This is a genomic window from Histidinibacterium aquaticum (assembly GCF_008710275.1).
Classification (GTDB): Bacteria; Pseudomonadota; Alphaproteobacteria; order Rhodobacterales; family Rhodobacteraceae; genus Oceanicola; species Oceanicola aquaticus.
The window spans coordinates 771,937-791,692 of record NZ_VYQE01000001.1 but is presented as its reverse complement, the minus strand read 5'-3'; the positions used below and the strand labels follow the sequence as shown (position 1 = coordinate 791,692).

Sequence of the window (19,756 nt, the reverse complement as noted above, 5' to 3'; positions counted from 1 at the left end):
CGAATCGACCAGGCCTTGCCGCGCCGCGGCGCGCGCTTAGGTGAGGGCGGAAGGAGAGACTGCGATGGACATGACGGGACTGGCTCTGGAAGAGCGAGACGGCCTGCCGGACCCGCTCCGGGTTCTGGTGAAGGAATATCCGCGGGAAGGCTGGGCCGCCCACGAGAATTTCGCCAGCATGGTGAAGTTCTGGCTCGACCGGCACATGATGTTCCGCAAGCTCATGGGCATGATGCGCGAAGAGACCGAGGCGCTGCTCGACGCGAGGATCGCGCCGGAGGTCTACGGCCAGAAGCTCAGCCGGATGGGCGGGATGTTCGTCCAGGAGCTGCACGGGCATCACCAGATCGAGGACATCCACTATTTTCCGGTCCTCCAGCGGCAGGACGACCGGGTCGCCCGGGGCTTCGAGATTCTCGACCACGATCACCATTCGATCGACGGCCATCTCAATGCCTTCGTGGAGAACGCCAACGGGGCGCTCAAGGTGCTGGACAACGGCGACCGGCTGAAGGACGGCGCCGGCCGTTTCCACTCCGGGCTCGAGACGCTGGAAGGCTTTCTCAATCGCCACCTGATCGACGAGGAGGAACTCGTCGTGCCCGTCATCCTGAAATACGGTGCGGATGCCCTTCCGCACTGAGGCCCGGACGGCCGCATGAGCGACCTGCGCGACCGTCTCGCGGCTTGCCGGATTTGTGCCGACCGGTTCGCCGCGACAGCGACGGGCCACCGGCCCCGTCCGGTCGTGTGGTTCCGGCCCGGCTCGCGCATCCTGGTCGCGAGCCAGGCGCCGGGGCTTCGGGTCCACGAGGCGGGCACGCCCTTCTGGGACAACTCCGGCAAGCGCCTGCGCCAGTGGATGGGCGTCAGCGAGGACGAGTTCTACGACCGCTCCCGCGTGGGGATCGTGCCCATGGCATTCTGCTTTCCGGGCTACAATGCCGCGGGCTCCGACCTGCCGCCGCCGAAAGTCTGCGCCGACACCTGGCGTGACTCGGTCCTCGACTACCTTGGCGAGGCGCGGCTGACGCTCCTGATCGGCGGCTATGCCCATCGCTGGCACCTCGGCACGCGCAAGAACGTCACCGAGACTGTGGCCGGCTGGCGCGACCACGCGCCCGGGCTCTTTCCCTTGCCGCACCCCTCGTGGCGGAATACGGCCTGGCTCAAGCGCAATCCCTGGTTCGAGGCGGAGCTGGTGCCCGCCCTGCAGGCCCGTGTCCGCGAGGAACTGGAACGATGACCGAAGAGACCGCCATCGACCGCGCCCATGCCGCCATGGAGGCGGCGCCGGAGGACGATGCCGCCCGCCTGCGTTTCTGGGAGAGGGTTGCCGACGCCGAGCTCAACTTGCTGCTCGAGCGCGAGATCGAGGCCGACTCCGTCGAGCCGCGGCTCTTCGAGATCGAGGGGGTGTCCTATGCCCTGGCCTTCGACCGCGCGGATCGGCTGACCGGCTTCACCGGGCAGGCCTCGGCCTATGCCGAGCTCTCCGGCCGTGCGCTTGCCCAGATGATGGCGGGGCAGGGTATCGGCCTCGGGCTGAACATCGAGGTCGCGCCCTCGGCCATGCTCATCCCGCCCGACGCGGTCGAGTGGCTCGCGGCCACGCTGGGAGAGGGACCGGCCGAAGCGGAGGGCCGGATCGAGGAGGTCCGTGCCCCGGCCGCGCTGCCGGAGGTGCTTCTCGGTGCCCTAGACCAGAAGCTGGCGACCGCCGCGGGACTCGCGCGGACCGCATGGCTCGCCCAGGTGGGCTATGCCGGGGGCGGGCAGGGGACGCTGCTGGCCTTCGTCGACGCGGCTCCGGGAGCCGAGAGGGCGCTGGCCGGGGCCGTGAGAGAAGCGCTCGTCTTTTCCGGGGTCGAGGCCGGGGCGCTCGACGTTGCCTTCTTCGCGGGAGAGGACCCGGTCGCCGCGGCGATTGCCCGGCACGGTGTCCGGATCGACCTGCCGGAGCTTCAGCGCTCGGAGCGCAGGGCGCCGGGCAGCGATCCCGTGCGTCCGCCGAAGCTCAGGTGATGCGCCGGGCTCAATAGCCGAGCTTTCGATCCACGAGATGCAGCAAGGGCTCACCGGCCTCGGCGCGGCGCAGGTTCTCCGCGACGACCTCTGAGGCCGTGTCGGGCCGTGTCTCGGAGGCGATGTGCGGCGTGACGGTGACCTTCGGATGCGCCCAGAACGGGTGATCGCCCGGCAGCGGCTCCTCGCGGAAGGTGTCGAGCGTGGCGTGCCCCAGTTGTCCGCTGTCGAGGGCCTCCAGTAGAGCCTCGTCGTCGACCAGGGCGCCGCGCCCCGGGTTCAGCAGTACCGCCCCCAGCGCAAGCTGCGCGAAGCGCTTGGCGTCCATGGTGTTCTCGGTCTCGGGTGTGTGCGGCAGCAGCAGCACGACGATCTCGGCATCGGAGAGGGCCGCGTCGAGGCCGTCCTCGCCCGAATGGCAGGTCACGCCGGGGAGGGTCTTGGGGCTTCGGCTCCAGCCGGACACCGGGAACCCGAGTGTTGCCAGGGCACCCGCGCAAGCGCCGCCCAACTCGCCAAGGCCCAGCACCGTGACCGGACGGTGCCGCGCGAGCGGCGGGGCCGTGTTATCCCAGTCCCGGTCGGGATTCACGATGTGCGCGTCCATTCCGAGATGATGCCGCAGGACGTGGCCCGTCACGTATTCCACCATCCCTTCGCGCAGGCCGGGATCGACCATGCGGGTGAGCGGAACCGTGAGGCTTTCGTTTCCGACGACGGTCTCGACCCCGGCCCAGAGGCTGAAGACGGCACGAAGGTTGGGAAAGCGGGCGAAGTCGGTCGGCCCACCGTCACCGGGGCCGTAGACGATGTAGTCGACCTCGGCGTCGGGCACCTCCGGCGAAACCTCCGCCTTGATGCCGGCCCGGGCGATCGCCCCGGGCAGCACCTCGCGGTACTCCGCCCAGCGTCGGGCGGGGGCCATGAAGAGCAGTCGCCTCATCGCGGACGGTGCACGTGGGCGGATTGCACGAGACCGAAGGCCAGCATCAGCACGAGCATCGCCGAGCCGCCGTAGCTGACGAGCGGCAGCGGCACGCCGACGACCGGCGCGAGGCCCATGACCATCGCCATGTTGACCGCGAAGTAGAGGAAGAAGGTCATCGCGACCCCGAGCACGAGAAGTGTCGCGAACCGCGAAGTGTGCTGGAGCGCCGAGGCCACGCAGAAGAAGATGATCAGCCCGTAGAGCGTCAGCAACGTCATGCCGCCGACGAAGCCGAACTCCTCGGCCAGCGTGTTGAAGATGAAGTCCGTGTGCTTCTCGGGCAGGAAGTTCAGCCGGGACTGCGTGCCCTGCATGAAGCCCTTGCCGGTGAGCCCGCCGGAGCCCAGCGCGATCTTTGCCTGTGTGATGTGGTAACCCGCGCCGAGCGGGTCGTTCTCGGGGTCGATGAAGGTATCGATCCGCCGGTACTGGTAATCCGCCAGGATCTGCCAAGGCGTGCCCCGGCTCTCGAACACGGCGACGACGGTGCCGACGCCCGCGGCGATGATCGTGGCGAAATAGGCCCAGTGCACCCCGGCCAGGAACATCATCGTGCCGCCCCCCGTCAGCAGCAGGAGCGCCGTCCCGAGGTCGGGCTGCCGCAGCACGAGGAAGGTGGGCAGCAGGATCAGCGCCAGCGGAGGGATCAGCCAGAGGGGGCGCGAACTCTTGGTCACCGGCAGCCAGTCGTAGTAGGCGGCGAGCGCCAGGACGAGCGCCACCTTCATGAGCTCGGACGGCTGCAGCTGCATGAAGCCCAGGTTGATCCAGCGGACGGAGCCGTTGACCTCGACACCCACGAATTCAACCAGGATCACCAGGAAGAGGCCCGAGGCATAGGCCACGCCCGCCATGTTCCGCCAGAACCAGAGCGGCACCATGGCCACGCCGAGCATGAGCACCAGTCCTAGCCCGAAGCGCTTGAGCTGAGGTTCGGCCCAGCGGGCCGTCTCGCCCCCGGCCACCGAGGTCAGCATCAGAACGCCCGTCGCGGCGACGGCGGCCAGCAGCAGGACCAGCGGCCAGTTGATGTAGAGCAGCTTCCGGAAGCCCGCCGGGATGTATTTGACCTGGTACTCGAGGTAGGACATCAGGCGCGGTCCCGTCCTTCGGAGGCGCGCTGCTGCGCGCGGTCCTGGATCTGCTGCTGCAGTTCGTCGATCCGGCCGCGATCGGCAGAGGGATAGGCTTCCAGCGGCGGCGTGCCGCCGTAGAGGGCCTGCAACATCACGTCCCGCGCGATAGGCGCCGCGGCGGTGGAGCCGCCGCCGCCGTGTTCGACGACCACCGAGATCGCGTACTTGGGATTGTCGTAGGGCGCGAAGGCCACGAAGAGCCCGTGGTCGCGCCGCTCCCAGGGCAGGTCCGCGTTGGAGGTCACGCCCCGGGCGCGTTCCTCGGCGGTGATGCGGCGGACCTGCGACGTGCCGGTCTTGCCGGCCATCAGCATCTCCTCGGCCTCGATCCGGCTGCGCCAGGCGGTGCCGCGCCGGTGGTTCGACACGTCGAACATGCTCTCGCGGATACGGCGGAGGTTGTTTTCGTTCAGGCCGAGGCTCTCGCCGCCGCCCGAGGGCTGGGGCACGCCGTCCACTGTCCGCACGAGGCGCGGCGTGACGGCCCGGCCGGTGCCGAGGCGGGCCGCCATCACGGCGAGCTGCAGCGGCGAGGCCAGCACGTAGCCCTGGCCGATGGAGGCGTTGACGGTGTCCCCAATGCGCCAATCCTCGCCCCGGGTCGTGCGCTTCCAGGCCTTGTCCGGCGCGATCCCCTCGGTCACGGCTGAGAGCGGCAGGTCATGGTTGACCCCGAGGCCCAGCTTGCGGGCCATCTCGGCGATCTTGTCGATGCCCACGCGCTGGCCCACGTCGTAGTAGTAGACGTCGCAGCTCTGCTTCAGGCTCTCGTGGAGGTTGATGTTACCGTGGCCGCCGCGGCGCCAGCAGTGGAAGCGCGTGCCGGAGACATCGAGGTGACCGGGACACCATACGGTTTCCTGGCTGTCGATCTCGCCCGCTTCCAGCGCGGCAAGGGCGGTGATCATCTTGAAGCAGGACCCGGGCGGATAGGCGTCCTGCACCGCCTTTGCGGCGAGGGGGCGATACTTGTTTTCGTTGAGCGCGCGCCAGTCGGCCACGGAAATGCCGCGGACGAAAAGGTTCGGATCGAAGGACGGGGCGGAGCCGATGGCCCGCACGTCGCCGTCCTCGAGGTCGATGACCACGACGCTCGCGCTCTCGCCTTCCAGGCGGGCGTGCAGGTAGCTCTGCAGTCCGGAGTCAATGGTGAGCTGGACGTCGCTCCCGGCCGTGCCCGGCACCCGTCCGAGCTCTCGCATGACACGGCCCGCGGCGTTCACCTCGATCCGCTTGGTTCCGGCGGAGCCGCGCAGATCGTGCTCCATCTTCGCCTCCACGCCGGTCTTGCCGACCTGGAAGCGGGGGATCTCGCGCAGCACGGGATCGGTGTCGGTCGCCAGGTAGCCGCGGGTGAGGTCGTAGTCCGAGACCGGACCGACGTAGCCCACGACGTGGGCCAGTTCCTCGCGCTGGGGGTAGAGACGCGACAGGCCGACCTCGGCGATGATGCCGGGAAGGGAGGGCGTGTTGACCGTGACCCGGGCCACGTCCTCCCACGGGACGCGCTCCATGATCGGAACCGGCGCGAAGGGGGAGCGGCGGGCCATCTCCTCCTTGGCGGTCTCGATTGCCTCAGGCGGCACGTGGATCAGCCGGGCGAGGCGGGCGAGCGTCTCGTCCACGTCGCCCGCGTCCTCGCGGATGATGACGATCCTGTAGTTCTGAGAGTTCTCGGCCAGCTTCACGCCGTTGCGGTCGAAGATCAGGCCCCGCTCCGGCGGAATGAGCCGCAGGTTGACCCGGTTCTCCTCCGCCAGCAGGCGGAACTGCTCGGCCTGTTCGACCTGCATCGACTGCATCCGCCAGCCGAGCACGCCCATGACGCCGAGCTGCAGGCCGCCGAGGACGAGGCCCCGGCGTGTGACCACGCGGCTGGCGCGTTCGAGATCCTTGGCGGGGCGTTTCATAGGCGGTGTCCCAGGGCGTCGACCTCGCCCGGCGCGGGGCGGCGGACGCCGAAGATCAGGTAGGAAAGGCCGGTCACGAGTGGGTAGGCCAGAACGGTCAGCACCATCTGGATCATGGTGAGCGAGAGCGGCGCCTGCGGCGTCATCGTCAAGCCCAGCACGACCCGGTTGGCGAGCGTCACCGCGACGATGGCGAAGGCGGCGGTGGCCCATTCCAGCGGGAACGGCACGGCGCGGAGATCCTGCGCACGGTGGCGCAGGGCCTCGGTCGCGACGATGACGAGCGCGGTCCAGAGCCCCGGCGGCCGGTGATAGAGCAGGTCGGTCAGGAGAAACACGGCGGCGATGAGCAGCACCGGCACGAAATCCGGCCGACGCGCGGCCCAGGCGAAGGTCAGCGCGAGGATGAAGTCCGGCGGCGCCCAGTTCGACGGCAGCGTGTCGAGCGGCAGCAGGTGCAGGAAGATCAGCAGGGCCACCAGAGCGATATAGACCCCGCGGCCGATCCAGAGCCGGGTGAGGGGCGCGCGCTCAGCCATCGGCGGCCTCCGAGGCCAGCAGGTCCGGCCGCTCGGTCGAAGGCTCGCCTTCGGCGGCTTCTTCCTCTTCGTCGGGCGTGGGCGGCGCGACCGGGGCGATCAGGGCGCCGGTCTCGGAAATCCGCTCGGCGGGCTGGCTGCGCATGACCCGCAGGAATTCCAGCCGCTCGTAGTCGGCGGCGAGCCGCACCCGAAGCTGCCGGTCCGTGCCGAGCGCGACCTGCCCGACCAGCAGGTCGGCCGGGAAGACGCCACCGTCGCCGGAGCTCACGACCCGGTCGCCGGGACGCACGAGATCGTCGTTCTCCAGGAACATCAGCGGCGGGTTCACGGTGTTGTCGCCCGCCAGGATCGCGCGCTGGCCGGAGGGCTGGATCGTGACGGGGATGCGGCTCGAGGTATCCGTCAGCAGGATCGCCCGGCTGGTGTCCGCGCCCACGCCAGAGACGCGCCCGACGAGGCCGATGCCGTCCATGACCGGCCAGCCGTCGAGGATGCCGTCGCGCCGGCCCACGTTGAGCAGAACCGACTGCCGGAAGGGCGAGCCGGAATCGGCCAGGACCACGCCGGTGATCCAGGTGAGCTCGGGGTCGAGGCTGACCTGGTTGAGGTCGCGCAGCTTGGCGTTCTCCTGCTCGAGCTGCAGCGCCGCCTCGCGCCAGGCCTTCATCTGCTGGAGTTCGCGCCGGAGGTCCGCGTTCTGCTCGGCGAGCCGCTGGTAGGATTCAAAGTCCTGCGCGAGGTTCACGAGGCCGGTGACCGGCGCCATGGCCCAGTCGAAGGAGGGTACGACCCGGTCCACCACCATTGCGCGGAACCGCTCAACGCGCGGCGAGTCGATCCGCCAGACGAGGAACACCGCGAGGCAGAACAGGACGAGGATCCCGATCAGCAGGCGCCGGATCGGGCCGATGAAATCGGTCTGGTGCCGTTCCCTGGCCAAGGCCGCATCACTCCGGTGGTCTCAATTGGCCCTGCGATTTGCCGGATTTGCCCGGTTCTCAGCTGTCGTAGTCGATCACGTGGCGAAGCTGGCGCTCGTACTCTAGCGCCTTGCCGGTTCCGAGGGCCACACAATTGAGCGACTCGTCCGCGACCGAGATCGCCAGCCCCGTCTGCTCGCGCAGCGCGAGGTCGAGTTCGCCCAGCAGCGCGCCGCCGCCGGTGAGCATCACGCCGCGGTCGACGATGTCGGCGGCGAGGTCGGGCGGGGTGGCCTCGAGCGCGGTCATCACCGCTTCACAGATTTGCTGGACCGGCTCGGCTAGCGCCTCGGCGACCTGGGCCTGGGAGATCTCGGTCTCCTTCGGCACGCCGTTCAGCAGGTCGCGGCCGCGGATGTGCATCGACTGGCCGCGCCCGTCGTCGGGCATGCGGGCCGTGCCGATGGAGGTCTTGATGCGCTCGGCGGTGGATTCCCCGATGAGCAGGTTATGCTGACGCCGCAGGTAGGAGATGATCGCCTCGTCCATCCGGTCGCCGCCGACGCGGACGGAACGGGCGTAGACGATGTCGCCCAGCGAAAGAACGGCGACCTCGGTGGTGCCGCCGCCGATGTCGACGACCATGTTGCCGGTCGGATCGGTGATCGGCATGCCCGCGCCGATGGCGGCCGCGATGGGCTCCGCGATCAGGCCGGCGCGGCGGGCGCCGGCGCTCAGTACGGACGTCCGGATCGCACGCTTTTCGACCGGGGTCGCGCCGTAGGGGACGCAGACGATGATCTTCGGCTTCGAGAAGGTCGAGCGCTTGTGCACCTTGCGGATGAAGTGCTTGATCATCTCCTCGGCGACGTCGAAGTCCGCGATGACGCCTTCGCGCATCGGCCGGATCGCCTCGATCGAGCCGGGCGTCCGGCCCTGCATCAGTTTCGCGTCCTCGCCGACGGCCAGAACCTTCTTCACGCCGTCCTTGACGTGGTAGGCCACGACCGAGGGCTCGCTCAGAATGACGCCCTTGCCCTTGACGTAGACGAGCGTGTTGGCCGTTCCGAGGTCGATCGCCATGTCCGACGAGAACACGCCCGAGAGAAAGCCAAACATCGCCTGCCCCGTTATCCCATTGTCCAAAGGCCGCCCGACTCCCCAATGGTCGGCGGCTCGCGCCTTATAGGGGAGGGCCCGGTACGGTGAAAGGGGGGCGGGGGGCCGGATCAGCGTAATCTCGCCGCGTTGCGTCCGGCGTGCCGCGGTGCACGGCGCGGCTCAGCGGGGCCAGACAAGCTCGAAGCGCTCGAAGACCGTCTCGATCCCGTCGTGGAAGGCGAAGCCCTCGGCCTCGGCCTGGCGGGAGAAGTAGGCCCGGTGGTCGGCGAGCCAGCTGTCGCGGGTGCGCGCGCCCTCGCCCTCGTCGTGGGCGAAGCTGTCGGTCACCGAGGTGAGGGGACCCACCCGGACATCGGTCGTCCGCCAGATGCCGCGCGGTGTGCCGTCGCCGCCGAGGAAGAGAACGTGATCGCCGACCGCGGGCAGGGGCTCGTCGGGACCATACTCCCGAGCGAGGCTCGCCGTCGCGCGCTTGGGCCCGAAGAGCACGAGCGCCGCGAGCTCCTCGGCCATCCCGGGGCTGTCGCCGAAGCGGATGACGACGCAGTCGCCCTCGTGGCCGGTGGCCTCGCAATAGGCCCGCCACATGGCCCGGGTCGCCTCGGTGTGCGGCAGGCTCATCCGCGCCGCTCGGGGACGAGGGGCCCGGTGGGCCCCCCGCCTGTCATTCGCCCACGTCCTTGTAGGAGACTTCCTTCACGTCCGCGCCGGGCGCGGTCTTCTCCCGGCGGACGATGAGGCGGTTGAGCGCGTTGATGTAGGCCTTGACGCTCGCCACCACGGTGTCGGTATCGCTCGACATGCCCGTCGCGATGCGGCCGTCCTCCTCGAGCCGGACCGAGACGGTGGCCTGCGCATCCGTGCCCTCGGTCACCGCATGGACCTGGTAGAGCTGGAGCCGCGCGCCGTGAGGCACCGCCTCCTTGACCGCGTTGAAGGCGGCATCGACCGGGCCGTCGCCCGTGGTCGTGAGGCTCTTGTCCTCGCCGTCGATGGTCAGGCCCATCTCGGCTTCCGCCGGTCCCGCGGTGCCGCAGACCACGCGCAGCGAGGTGAGCTTGACGTGCTCGTCGGCGCCATCGTTCTGGCCCGCGAGAGCGATCAGGTCCTCGTCGTAGACCTCCTTCTTGCGGTCGGCGAGATCCTTGAAGCGGACAAAGACGTCGTTGAGCTGGTTCTCGGCCAGTTCGAAGCCCAGCTCCTTGAGCTTCGACCGCAGCGCCGCGCGGCCCGAGTGCTTGCCCATGACCAGGCTCGTCTCCGAGAGGCCCACGTCGGCGGGGCGCATGATCTCGAAGGTCTCGGCGTTCTTGAGCATCCCGTCCTGGTGGATGCCGCTCTCGTGCGCGAAGGCGTTCTTGCCGACGATGGCCTTGTTGAACTGCACCGCGAAGCCCGAAACCGTCGCGACCTTGCGCGAGAGCGCCATGATCTTGGTGGTGTCGATGCCCGTGTCGTAGGGGATGATGTCGTGGCGCACGCGCATGGCCATGACGACCTCTTCCAGCGCGGTGTTGCCCGCGCGCTCGCCCAGCCCGTTGATCGTGCATTCGATCTGCCGCGCGCCGCCCTCGACGGCCGCGAGGCTGTTCGCCGTCGCCATGCCGAGGTCGTTGTGGCAGTGCGTGGCGAAGACGATCTCGTCCGCCCCGGGGACTTCCGCGATGAGCCGCCGGATGAGGTCAGCGCTCTCGACCGGGGCGGTGTAGCCGACGGTGTCGGGGATGTTGATCGTCGTGGCGCCGGCCTTGATGGCGATCTCGACGACGCGCTTGAGGTAGTCCCACTCGGTCCGCGTCGCGTCCATCGGCGACCACTGCACGTTGTCGCAGAGGTTGCGGGCATGGGTCACCGTATCGTGGATCCGCTCCGCCATCTGGTCCTTGTCGAGGTTCGGAATGGCGCGGTGCAGCGGCGAGGTGCCGATGAAGGTGTGGATCCGCGGGCTCCTGGCGTGGCGCACGGCCTCCCAGCAGCGGTCGATATCCTTCGGATTGGCGCGGGCGAGGCCGCAGATCGTGGCCTGCTTGCTGCGCTCGGCGATCTCCTTCACGGCTCGGAAGTCGCCTTCCGAGGCGATGGGAAAGCCGGCCTCGATGATGTCCACGCCCATCTCGTCGAGCATGGAGGCGATCTCGAGCTTCTCGCCATGGCTCATGGTTGCGCCCGGGGATTGCTCGCCGTCGCGGAGAGTCGTGTCGAAGATCAACACGCGGTTCTTGTCGGTCATGTCTCTGGTCCTTGGTGCTTAGCCTCTTGGCGCGTCCGGTCTCCTCTGAGCGCTCGCGCCGAAGGGCACGCTCAGAGGCGGCTAAGCAGAAGCAGGCCGAGCAGGCGCGCACGGGGCGCGGCACAGGCAATACCGGAAGCGATATGCGGCTCGGGTGTCATGGCGCGCACTATGACTCGGTGGTTTCCCTTTGGAAAGGGTTAAGGTGCGGGAAATTTCGAAGCGACCGGGCCCGCCCCGTTCAGGAGATGGCGCAGTCCGGGCCCGGCTCGACCGGGCGGTCGGCGCCGGTGCGCGTTGGCAAGTAGTCGAAGACGGCGATCGAGACGCCACCGTCGTATCCGATGTAGATCTGCCCGGTCTGGGCATGGACCGCCACCGCCTCGGCGTCGTAGCCCCACTCGGAAAGCGGCGTCACCGACAGCAGCGTGCCCTCGGGATCGAACTCGAAGAGAGCGTTCAGCCCCTCGTTGTCGTCGACCGCGAGGATATTGCCGGTGTTGGGCTCGAGCCCGATTCCCTGCGGCTCGGGCATCGGCGGGTCGAGGCCGTAGCCCTCGATGCGGAAGACCTCGCGCCCCTCGGCATCGAGCCGCTGGACGAGGGCCGCGTCGTCGCCGACCACCAGCAGCCCGCCCTCGGGATGGACGTGCAGGCCCTCGACGTCGCGCTGGCTCTCCTGCCGCGACCAGTCGCCGAAGTCCTCGCCCCGCCGCCCGAGCCGGAAGAAGCTGCCGAGCCCGTCGGTCACCAGCAGCCCCTCGGCATCGGCGGCGACGGCGCGCACGCCGCGCAGGGGTGTTTCCAGCCGCCGCAGCTCTTCCCCGGCGGGCGACAGCAGGATCAGCTCCGGCCCCTCGGTCGCCACCCAGAGACCGCAGCTCCAGGGATCGAAGGCGAGGGAAACGCCGCGGTAGCCGGGCCAGCTCTCCCGGTGCCAGATCTCCATCGCGGAGGCCGGAGCGGCAGTCAGCAGGAGGGCGATCAGCGCGCGCATGCGGGAGAGATGGGGCAGCGCGACGCAGGGTCAACGCTCTGGGCGGACCGTCGCTCCGGCCTAGATCGGCGCCGGAGCGACGGAGGAGACCGACGATGCCGACAGCCCTCGAACACCGGAGCCCCAGGCCATGAGCCGCGCCCTCGTCATCGGCGCCTCGGGCGGTATCGGCGCGGCGATCTCGTCCGAACTCGAGGGCCGCGACTACGAGGTCACGCGCCTCTCCCGCCGCGAGAACGGGCTCGACGTCACCGATCCCGCTTCAGTCGAGAGCCATCTCGGCAACCTCGATGGACCCTTCGACCTGATCGTGATCTCCACGGGTATCCTCGCGCCCGAGGGGGCCGGACCGGAGAAGGCGTTGGGGCAGATCGAGCCCGACACGATGGCGCGGACCTTCGCCGTCAACGCCGTGGGGCCCGCACTGGTGCTCGCCCATGCCGAGCGGCTGTTGCCGCGCGAGGGACGATCGGCGGTGGGCGTCCTCTCGGCCCGGGTGGGGTCCATCGGCGACAACCGCATTGGCGGATGGTACTCCTACCGCGCCTCCAAGGCGGCGCTGAACCAGATCCTCCGCGGCGCCGCCATCGAGATCGGCCGCAAGCGCAAGGAGGCCGCCGTCGTCGCCCTCCATCCCGGCACGGTCGAGACGCCCTTCACAGCCGACTATCCCGGCCACAGCAAGGTGAGCGCAGAAGAGGCGGCGGCCAATCTCGTCACCGTGCTGGAAGGTCTGACGCCCAAGGCCACCGGCCGCTTCTATGCCTACGACGGTCAGGAGATCCCCTGGTGAGCCGGTTGATCCTGATCCTGGGCGACCAGCTCTCGCCCGACATCCGCGCGCTGCGCGAAGCGGACAAGGAGACCGACACCGTCGTCATGGCCGAGGTCATGGACGAGGCCAGCTACGTCCGCCACCACCCCAAGAAGATCGCCCTGATCTTCGCCGCCATGCGCAAGTTCGCCGCCGGGCTGGAAGAGGACGGCTGGCGCGTCCGCTACTCGAAGCTCGACGACGAGGAGACCTCGCGTTCGATCTGCGGCGAACTCATGCGGCGCGCGCAGGAGGAAGGGGCGGACGAGGTGCTCGCCACCGAGCCGGGGGAGTTCCGCCTGATCTCGGCGCTCGAGGACTGCCCCGTCACGGTCCACCAGTTCGAGGACGACCGCTTCCTCTGCTCCCACGCCGCTTTCGAGGACTGGGCCAAGGGCCGCAAGTCGCTGCGGATGGAGTATTTCTACCGCGAGATGCGCAAGTCGACCGGCCTGATGATGGAGGGCGACGAGCCCGCCGGCGGCAAGTGGAACTACGACCACGAGAACCGCGAACCCGCGCCCGGAGTGATCGATTTCAACGGGCCCATGCAGTTCACCCCGGACGAGACGGTCGAGGAGGTGCTCGACCTGGTCGAGAGCCGCTTCGCATCCAACTTCGGGGAGGCGCGGCCCTTCTGGTTCGCCACAGACCGGGGGCAGGCGCGGCGGCAGCTCTCGCACTGGATCCGCCACGGTCTGAAGAACTTCGGCGCCTACCAGGACGCCATGTTGATCGGGAACCGGTTCCTCTATCACTCGGTCCTCTCGCTCTACATGAACCTCGGCCTGCTCGACCCGCGCGAGGTCTGCTCGGCGGTCGAGGAGGCCTGGCAGGCGGGCGAGGCGCCGATCAACGCGGCCGAGGGCTTCATCCGGCAGATCATCGGCTGGCGCGAGTACATGCGCGGCATCTACTTCCTGCAGGGGCCCGACTACATGGAGCGCAACGCGCTCAATCACCGCCGCAAGCTGCCCGAGCTCTTCTGGGGCGGCGAGACGAAGATGCGCTGCCTGTCGGAGACCATCGACCAGACGCGCGAGGAGGCCTACGCCCACCACATCCAGCGCCTGATGGTGACGGGCAACTTCTCCCTCCTCGCGGGGCTCGACCCGGCGGAGGTGCACGAGTGGTACATGTCGGTCTATGCCGACGCCTACGAATGGGTGATGGCCGGCAACACCATCGGCATGACCCAGTTCGCCGATGGCGGCATCGTCGCCTCGAAGCCCTATGTCTCCTCCGGCAACTACATCGACAAGATGTCGGACTACTGCGGCGACTGCCATTACAGCGTGAAGACGAAGACGGGCGAGGGGGCCTGCCCCTTCAACCTGCTCTACTGGGACTTCATGGCCCGTCACCGCGAGCGGTTCGAGGGCAACCCGCGCATGGCGCAGATGTATTCGACCTGGGACCGAATGTCGGACGAGAAGCGCAAGACGATCCGGTCGGAGGCCGGCGCGATCCTCGACGCGCTCTCGGAGGGGCGGGTGGTCTGAGCGCTTGACGGGCCGGGGCGCGGCTGGAACGTGAGCGCCATGGCCGAGACCATGCCCATCGACGATGTCCTGCCCGAGCTGCTGGCCGCCCTGCGGGCCGAGGGCCGGGCCGTGCTGCAGGCGCCGCCGGGGGCGGGCAAGACCACGCGGGTGCCCCTCGCGCTCCTGCCGGAGGTCGAGGGCCGCATCGTCATGCTGGAGCCCCGCCGCCTCGCCGCCCGCGCCGCCGCCGAGCGGCTGGCCGAGGGTCTGGGCGAGCGCCCCGGCACCAGCGTCGGCTATCGGATGCGCGGCGAGAGCGTGCCCGGCAGCCGCATCGAGGTGGTGACCGAGGGCGTGCTGACCCGGATGCTGCAGGAGGACCCGGAGCTGCCCGGCGTCTCCTGCCTAATCTTCGACGAATTCCACGAACGCTCGCTCAACGCCGACCTCGGTCTCGCCCTCGCCTGGGAGGTGCGCGGCGCCCTGCGGGAGGACCTCTGGCTCATCGTCATGTCGGCCACACTGGAGGCCGGGCCAGTGGCCGAGATGCTGGACGACGCGCCGGTCGTGACCTCCGAGGGGCGCAGCCACCCCGTCGACATCCGCCACCTCGACAAGCCGCTGCCGCCGCGCACCCGGATCGAGGCGCCGCTCGCCGATCTCGTGGTCCGCGCGGTCGAGGAGAGCGAGGGCGGGGTGCTGGTCTTCCTTCCGGGCGAAGGCGAGATCCGGCGGGTGGCGGGGCTCCTGAACGGGCGGCTGCCGAAGGACTGCACGGTGCGGCCCCTCTACGGCGCGCTGCCCTTCGCCGAGCAGCGCCGGGCGATCCGGCCCGAGACGGAGGGCCGCAAGGTCGTGCTTTCCACTTCCATCGCCGAAACCTCGCTGACCATCGAGGACGTGCGCGTGGTGGTCGACGCGGGCCGCGCCCGTCGCTCCCGGTTCTCCCCGGCCTCGGGCATGTCGCGGCTCGTGACCGAGCGGGTGACCCGCGCCGAGGCCGCGCAGCGCGCGGGCCGGGCGGGGCGTGTCGCGCCGGGGGTCTGCTACCGGCTCTGGACGAAGGGCGAGGAGGGCGCGCTCGCCGCCTTTCCCCCGGCCGAGATCGAGGCGGCGGACCTCGCGGGCTTCGCCCTGGAACTGGCGCTTTGGGGCGCGGAGGACCTGCCGCTCCTGACACCGCCGCCCGAAGGGGCGCTTGCCGAGGCGCGGGCGCTGCTGCGTGACCTCGGCGCCCTCAACGCGGAGGGGCACATCACCTCTCATGGCCGCAGGCTCGCGCGCGCGCCGGTGCATCCCCGTCTCGGCCACATGCTGGAGGTGGCGGGCCGGGAGGCTGCGCCGCTGGCGGCCCTGCTGTCGGAGCGGGACATCCTGGCCGGTGCCGGGGTCGACGTGGCGCGGCGTCTCTCCGCCCTCTCGGGACGCTACCGTGGGCCGGGGGAGATTCGCCGGTCCGCGCTGGACCGGGCGAAGGGCGAGGTGAAGCGGCTGGGCAGGGGGCTGCCCGGCGGGCCCGCGATGTCGGCCGGCCAGATGGCCGCGCTCGCCTATCCCGACCGGATCGGCCTGCGCCGCCCGGGGGACGCGCCGCGCTACCTGCTCTCCGGCGGCAAGGGGGCGGCGATCGACGCCGCCGATCCGCTGGCCGGCGAGCGGCTCATCGTGGCGCTCGACCTCGACGGGGACACCCGCGAGGCGCGGATCCGGCTTGCTGCGCGCCTCTCCGAGGGCGAGCTGCGCGAGGTGGCGGGCGAACGGATCGGCTGGGTCCGCCTCTGCGAGTGGTCCCGGAGAGAGCGGCGCGTCCTCGCGCGGCGGCAGGAGCGGCTCGGCGCGCTGGTGCTGGAGGATCGGCCCGACCGGGAGGCCGATCCCGAGGCGATGGCCAAGGCCATGTGCGAGGGCATACGCGAGCTCGGGTTGGGTCTGAAGGGCGCCGCCGCCCGGTTCCGCGCCCGGGTCGAGCTGGTGCGCGCCGCCGGGGCCGACCTGCCGGAGATGACGGACGAGGCCCTGCTCTCGGGACTGGAGGACTGGCTCGCGCCCTACCTCGGCGGCATCGTCACGGCGGAGGACTGGAAGGGCTTCGATGTCCTCCCCGCGCTGCGTGCCATGCTCGATTGGGACAGCCAGCAGCTTCTCGACCGCGAGGCGCCCGCCAGGTTCGTCACCCCGCTCGGCCGGGAGATTCCCATCGACTATGGCGGCGATCACCCGGAGATCGAGGTTCGGCTGCAGGAGATGTTCGGCGTCACGGAGCATCCGGTCGTGGCAGGCCGTCCGCTTCGGGTGAGCCTGCTGTCTCCGGCGCGGCGGCCGGTCCAGGTCACGATGGACCTGCCGGGCTTCTGGGCGTCGTCATACGAAGACGTCCGCAAGGACATGCGCGGGCGCTACCCGAAGCATCCATGGCCCGAGGATCCGCGGCAGGCGGACCCGACATTGCGTGCGAAGCGCAAGGGCTAGGCTGTCGCGTCCAAATTTGGACGCGTTGTTAAGTCTCTGATAGTAAAATCATTTCTTCTTTCTGGTTCTTGGGGAAATTCGAGTCGTTGCCGGCCCGAAACGCCGCAGGTGCGGCCTCCGCGGCACGGTGTCCACAGACCGGCCATCCCTCGCCCGCCGCGGTTTGCCTTTTAGGATCGGCCGTGGATGATGCCGCCATGGCCGCGCCCTCGACCCTCTGTTTCGTCTCCCGGAAATGGCCCCCGGCCATGGGCGGGATGGAGACCTACGCCCATGAGCTGTCGAAGGCGCTGGAGCGCGACATGGAGGTCTTGCGGATCGTGTTACCGGGCCATCCGGACGGCTCCGTACCCGGACCGCTGGAGCTGATCCGCTTCGGGGTCGCGGCAGCGGGACGGCTTCTCTTTGCCCGCGAGCCCGCAGAGGTCACCCACGTCGCCGACATGGCGAGCTGGCCGCTCGGCCTCTGCGCGCGCATTCGGCGGCCCGGGGCGCGGATCGTGCTCTCGGCGCATGGGACGGACGTGTCCTACCCGGCGCGCGGCGGACCGAAGGGCCGGCTCTACGGGGCCTACCTGCGGCTAGGAGCGCGCCTCCTCGGGCGCGCCACGGTCATCGCCAATTCCTCCGCGACCGCCGCCTGCGCCAGTGGCTACGGTTTTCGCGACATCCGGGTCGTGCCCCTCGCGGCGGAGGGGCCGGAGACGCGCCCCGGTCCGCCCTCGCGTCGGCTGCTCTTCTCGGGCCGCCTTATCCCGCTCAAGGGGTGCGCCTGGTTCATCCGCGAGGTCCTTCCGCACCTGCCCGAGGACATCACGCTCGACGTGGCGGGGATCGCCTCGGACGCCGGGGAACGCGAGGCGCTACAATCGCCACGGGTGCGATATCTCTCGCGGCTCGAGCGTCCGGCGCTCTGGCAAGCCTACTCCGACGCCCTCTGCGTGGTGGTGCCCAATGTCGACACCGGGAACGGCACCTTCGAGGGCTTCGGACTCGTCGCAACCGAGACAGCCGCCGCGGGCGGTGTGGTCCTGGCCGCGCGCCACGCCGGGCTTCAGGAGGCTGTCGCCGAGGGGCGCACCGGTCTCCTGCTGCCGCCGGGCGACGTGGGGGCCTGGGCCGACGCGATCCGCGAGGTCGCCGACTGGTCGCCGGAGGAGCGGAAAGCCTTCATCCGCGCCTCCCAGACCCATTGCGCCGAGCATTTCACATGGGACCGCGTCGCCCGCGACACCCGGGAAGTCTACGCCGACCCGGCGGCCGCCGGGTCCGAGTGGCAAGCGGCCCGATGAGCGACCGCCCCACCGAGGCCGATGCCCGCGCGATGCCGCCCTGGCTCGCGCCCCTCGCCCGATTACGCGCCTTGGCAAGCGCGCCGCACCTGCGCCCCTGGTTCGGCGGGCTCGGCCTCGTCCTGCTGCTCGGCGGCGCGGCCTGGTCGGTCGCCGCGCTCGACCTCGACCTCTCCGAACTCTCTCTCGGGTTCCTGCTGCTCAACCTCGTGATTCTCTCGCCCCTCAACCTCCTCGTCGCGGGCGTGACGCTCGGCATCACGGCGCGGAGCATCGGACGGACCATCCCCACTGGCGCGGCGGTCCGGACCGCCGCATTGGCCAACGTGGCGGAGCTCCTGCCCCTGCCCGGAGGCGCGGTGGTCAGAGGCTCCGCCCTCGTCCGTGCCGGGGCCGGACTGGGCGAAAGTGCGGGCATCGTTACGCTGACGGCGGTGCTGACACTCTCCATGACGGTGACGCTCTCGGCGACGGCGCTTGCCCTGATGGGCTACGGGAGCGGTTGGGTCCTCACGGCACTCGGGGCGGGCGCAACCGTGGCGCTGCTGGGCTGGCTGGCGCGGCGCGTTCCGGCGCGGTTGCTGGCCGCGATGGTGGGCATCCGCCTCGTCACTCTGGCGCTGGGCGTGGTCAGGCTCGCAGTCAGCTTCGCAACCCTTGGGGCGGGCGTCGGCCTGACGGAAGCGGCCCTCTACACGGTCGCAGCCTCGCTCGGCTCGACGGTCGCGATCATACCGGCGGGGTTCGGCCTGAACGAGGCGATCGCCGCCGGCCTCGCCGCGCTCGTCTCGGGCTCGCCCGCGGCGGCCTTCCTCGCCGTCGCCCTCAACCGAGCGCTCGGGCTCGCGGCAGGGGCGATCGTCAGCCTGGGGTTTGTCCTGTCCGGCAGGCATGAGCTATGACCAAGCAACTCGTCTTCATCGCCTCCGGTGGCCGGACCGGCACGCAGTTTTTCGGTGACATGCTGGGAGAGGTCATCTCTGACTGCCATTCGGAACACGAGCCCGACATGGTTGCCGGAGCCTCGAGACTGACGCTCGACCGCCTGCGCAGGTTCGGCGCCTGGCACATGGGCCCGGGCCGGCTTATGGGCCGCCGCGGCGTGCGGGTCGTCGGACAGCGGCTGCTCGAAGGGCGGATCGATCCGGAGACCGCGATCTCGCGCCTGCGGTCCTCGCGGCGTGCCTACCACGATGGGCTGAATTCCTCGCTGATTGTCGAGAGCTATTACGCCTGGTGGATGGTCGCCGACCGGATCGGTCAGATCTGGCCGGGCGCCAAGCTGGCCGGAGTGATCCGCGATCCGCGCGACTGGATCACCTCGTGGCAGCGGCATGAACCGAAACGTCGTCGCGGAGCCCTCACGGAGCGGCTGCCGCCCGGACCTCTGACACCGGAGAAGCTGGGCGACCGCGAAGCCGCCGTGCTCTGGCCGCAACTCGACCAGGTGGGGCGGCTGGCGTGGGAATGGGCGCTCATTTGCCGGACCCTCGACCGGGCTTCCGGGGGCAACTCGAACGTGGAGGTGTTCCGGTTCGAGGACCTCTTCGGTCCGGACCCCGGCGCGCTCAATAATCTCGCGCGTTTCGTGGCCGAGCACGCAGAGGGCCCGCCGCACCAGATCGGTGACTTCGACGCGATCGCCGGGTCCCGCCGCAACGCGTCGAGCGGGCCGCCGCTCCGCTGGCAGGCCTGGAGCGATGCCCAGGTCGCGGCAGTAGCGCATTTCTGCGGCGACGCCATGCGGGCCCATGGATATGGCGGCGAGCCCGACTGGCGTGCCCGGGTGGCTGCGTCCGGATCGCTCTGACCGGCCCCGCCTTCCAT

Annotated in this window: 18 protein-coding genes; 9 read left to right on the top strand and 9 right to left on the bottom strand. The window is 69.9% G+C overall.

Going from position 1 to position 19,756, the window contains the following annotated elements:
* The first annotated feature begins 64 nt into the window (after window positions 1-64).
* From F3S47_RS03985 to F3S47_RS03975, 3 genes are read left to right on the top strand one after another with little or no spacing between them, the layout of a single operon-like run.
* Complete coding sequence (locus F3S47_RS03985) at window positions 65-643, top strand: hemerythrin domain-containing protein (RefSeq protein WP_150443898.1); 579 nt, start codon at window positions 65-67, stop codon at window positions 641-643.
* A 15-nt stretch (window positions 644-658) separates the two neighbouring features.
* Window positions 659-1,246: a uracil-DNA glycosylase family protein gene (locus tag F3S47_RS03980; protein WP_150443897.1), complete on the top strand. Its 588-nt coding sequence runs from the start codon at window positions 659-661 to the stop codon at window positions 1,244-1,246.
* The gene (locus F3S47_RS03975; RefSeq protein WP_150443896.1) at window positions 1,243-2,025 is read left to right on the top strand and encodes an SseB family protein; all 783 of its coding nucleotides are present in this window, start codon (window positions 1,243-1,245) and stop codon (window positions 2,023-2,025) included. The genes F3S47_RS03980 and F3S47_RS03975 overlap by 4 nt, the downstream gene beginning before the upstream one ends.
* 10 nt (window positions 2,026-2,035) lie before the next feature.
* Here the strand turns inward: F3S47_RS03975 and F3S47_RS03970 are convergent, their stop codons facing one another.
* The 9 genes from F3S47_RS03970 to F3S47_RS03930 form a co-directional block, all read right to left on the bottom strand.
* Window positions 2,036-2,968, bottom strand: a complete 933-nt coding sequence (locus tag F3S47_RS03970) for a 2-hydroxyacid dehydrogenase (RefSeq protein WP_150443895.1) — start codon at window positions 2,966-2,968, stop codon at window positions 2,036-2,038.
* Window positions 2,965-4,104: a rod shape-determining protein RodA gene (rodA, locus tag F3S47_RS03965; RefSeq protein WP_150443894.1), complete on the bottom strand. Its 1,140-nt coding sequence runs from the start codon at window positions 4,102-4,104 to the stop codon at window positions 2,965-2,967. Before rodA ends, F3S47_RS03970 begins: the two co-directional genes overlap by 4 nt.
* The gene (gene mrdA, locus F3S47_RS03960) at window positions 4,104-6,059 is read right to left on the bottom strand and encodes a penicillin-binding protein 2 (protein ID WP_150443893.1); all 1,956 of its coding nucleotides are present in this window, start codon (window positions 6,057-6,059) and stop codon (window positions 4,104-4,106) included. The genes rodA and mrdA overlap by 1 nt, the downstream gene beginning before the upstream one ends.
* Entirely contained in the window at window positions 6,056-6,598 is a 543-nt protein-coding gene (locus tag F3S47_RS03955; RefSeq protein ID WP_150443892.1) for a rod shape-determining protein MreD, read from the bottom strand. The genes mrdA and F3S47_RS03955 overlap by 4 nt, the downstream gene beginning before the upstream one ends.
* Window positions 6,591-7,541: a rod shape-determining protein MreC gene (mreC, locus tag F3S47_RS03950; protein WP_150443891.1), complete on the bottom strand. Its 951-nt coding sequence runs from the start codon at window positions 7,539-7,541 to the stop codon at window positions 6,591-6,593. The genes F3S47_RS03955 and mreC overlap by 8 nt, the downstream gene beginning before the upstream one ends.
* 58 nt (window positions 7,542-7,599) lie before the next feature.
* Window positions 7,600-8,640 (bottom strand): rod shape-determining protein, encoded by a 1,041-nt coding sequence (locus F3S47_RS03945; protein WP_150443890.1) that lies wholly within the window; start codon window positions 8,638-8,640, stop codon window positions 7,600-7,602.
* Between the two features lie 162 nt (window positions 8,641-8,802).
* Window positions 8,803-9,264, bottom strand: a complete 462-nt coding sequence (locus F3S47_RS03940; protein WP_223877711.1) for an ASCH domain-containing protein — start codon at window positions 9,262-9,264, stop codon at window positions 8,803-8,805.
* A 43-nt stretch (window positions 9,265-9,307) separates the two neighbouring features.
* Window positions 9,308-10,873, bottom strand: a complete 1,566-nt coding sequence (locus F3S47_RS03935) for a 2-isopropylmalate synthase (RefSeq protein ID WP_150443889.1) — start codon at window positions 10,871-10,873, stop codon at window positions 9,308-9,310.
* A gap of 241 nt (window positions 10,874-11,114) precedes the next feature.
* Complete coding sequence (locus tag F3S47_RS03930) at window positions 11,115-11,870, bottom strand: hypothetical protein (protein ID WP_150443888.1); 756 nt, start codon at window positions 11,868-11,870, stop codon at window positions 11,115-11,117.
* Between the two features lie 130 nt (window positions 11,871-12,000).
* On the opposite strand from F3S47_RS03930, the gene F3S47_RS03925 reads away from it, so the two are divergent.
* The 6 genes from F3S47_RS03925 (at window position 12,001) to F3S47_RS03900 (ending at window position 19,739) form a co-directional block, all read left to right on the top strand.
* Window positions 12,001-12,663 carry an SDR family NAD(P)-dependent oxidoreductase gene (locus tag F3S47_RS03925; protein WP_150443887.1) on the top strand — a complete coding sequence of 221 codons (663 nt, stop codon included), beginning with the start codon at window positions 12,001-12,003 and terminating at the stop codon, window positions 12,661-12,663.
* Window positions 12,660-14,186, top strand: coding sequence for a cryptochrome/photolyase family protein (locus F3S47_RS03920; RefSeq protein WP_191090068.1), 1,527 nt, complete (start codon window positions 12,660-12,662; stop codon window positions 14,184-14,186). The genes F3S47_RS03925 and F3S47_RS03920 overlap by 4 nt, the downstream gene beginning before the upstream one ends.
* Window positions 14,187-14,225: 39 nt before the next feature.
* Complete coding sequence (gene hrpB / locus F3S47_RS03915; RefSeq protein ID WP_150443886.1) at window positions 14,226-16,637, top strand: ATP-dependent helicase HrpB; 2,412 nt, start codon at window positions 14,226-14,228, stop codon at window positions 16,635-16,637.
* Between the two features lie 182 nt (window positions 16,638-16,819).
* Window positions 16,820-17,929 carry a glycosyltransferase family 4 protein gene (locus F3S47_RS03910; protein WP_150443885.1) on the top strand — a complete coding sequence of 370 codons (1,110 nt, stop codon included), beginning with the start codon at window positions 16,820-16,822 and terminating at the stop codon, window positions 17,927-17,929.
* A complete protein-coding gene (locus F3S47_RS03905; protein ID WP_150443884.1) occupies window positions 17,926-18,831 on the top strand; it encodes a hypothetical protein in 906 nt (301 codons plus the stop codon). The genes F3S47_RS03910 and F3S47_RS03905 overlap by 4 nt, the downstream gene beginning before the upstream one ends.
* Window positions 18,828-19,739, top strand: a complete 912-nt coding sequence (locus F3S47_RS03900; RefSeq protein ID WP_150443883.1) for a hypothetical protein — start codon at window positions 18,828-18,830, stop codon at window positions 19,737-19,739. The genes F3S47_RS03905 and F3S47_RS03900 overlap by 4 nt, the downstream gene beginning before the upstream one ends.
* Window positions 19,740-19,756 lie beyond the last annotated feature (17 nt).

Coding starts and splice junctions, on each gene's coding strand:
- F3S47_RS03900 (WP_150443883.1), top strand. CDS start 18,828: ATGACCAAGCAACTCGTCTTCATCGCCTCCGGTGGCCGGACCGGCACG.
- F3S47_RS03975 (WP_150443896.1), top strand. CDS start 1,243: ATGACCGAAGAGACCGCCATCGACCGCGCCCATGCCGCCATGGAGGCG.
- hrpB (WP_150443886.1), top strand. CDS start 14,226: ATGGCCGAGACCATGCCCATCGACGATGTCCTGCCCGAGCTGCTGGCC.
- mrdA (WP_150443893.1), bottom strand. CDS start 6,059: ATGAAACGCCCCGCCAAGGATCTCGAACGCGCCAGCCGCGTGGTCACA.
- F3S47_RS03970 (WP_150443895.1), bottom strand. CDS start 2,968: ATGAGGCGACTGCTCTTCATGGCCCCCGCCCGACGCTGGGCGGAGTAC.
- F3S47_RS03925 (WP_150443887.1), top strand. CDS start 12,001: ATGAGCCGCGCCCTCGTCATCGGCGCCTCGGGCGGTATCGGCGCGGCG.
- F3S47_RS03945 (WP_150443890.1), bottom strand. CDS start 8,640: ATGTTTGGCTTTCTCTCGGGCGTGTTCTCGTCGGACATGGCGATCGAC.
- F3S47_RS03955 (WP_150443892.1), bottom strand. CDS start 6,598: ATGGCTGAGCGCGCGCCCCTCACCCGGCTCTGGATCGGCCGCGGGGTC.
- F3S47_RS03930 (WP_150443888.1), bottom strand. CDS start 11,870: ATGCGCGCGCTGATCGCCCTCCTGCTGACTGCCGCTCCGGCCTCCGCG.
- F3S47_RS03905 (WP_150443884.1), top strand. CDS start 17,926: ATGAGCGACCGCCCCACCGAGGCCGATGCCCGCGCGATGCCGCCCTGG.
- rodA (WP_150443894.1), bottom strand. CDS start 4,104: ATGTCCTACCTCGAGTACCAGGTCAAATACATCCCGGCGGGCTTCCGG.
- F3S47_RS03980 (WP_150443897.1), top strand. CDS start 659: ATGAGCGACCTGCGCGACCGTCTCGCGGCTTGCCGGATTTGTGCCGAC.
- F3S47_RS03985 (WP_150443898.1), top strand. CDS start 65: ATGGACATGACGGGACTGGCTCTGGAAGAGCGAGACGGCCTGCCGGAC.
- F3S47_RS03935 (WP_150443889.1), bottom strand. CDS start 10,873: ATGACCGACAAGAACCGCGTGTTGATCTTCGACACGACTCTCCGCGAC.
- F3S47_RS03940 (WP_223877711.1), bottom strand. CDS start 9,264: ATGAGCCTGCCGCACACCGAGGCGACCCGGGCCATGTGGCGGGCCTAT.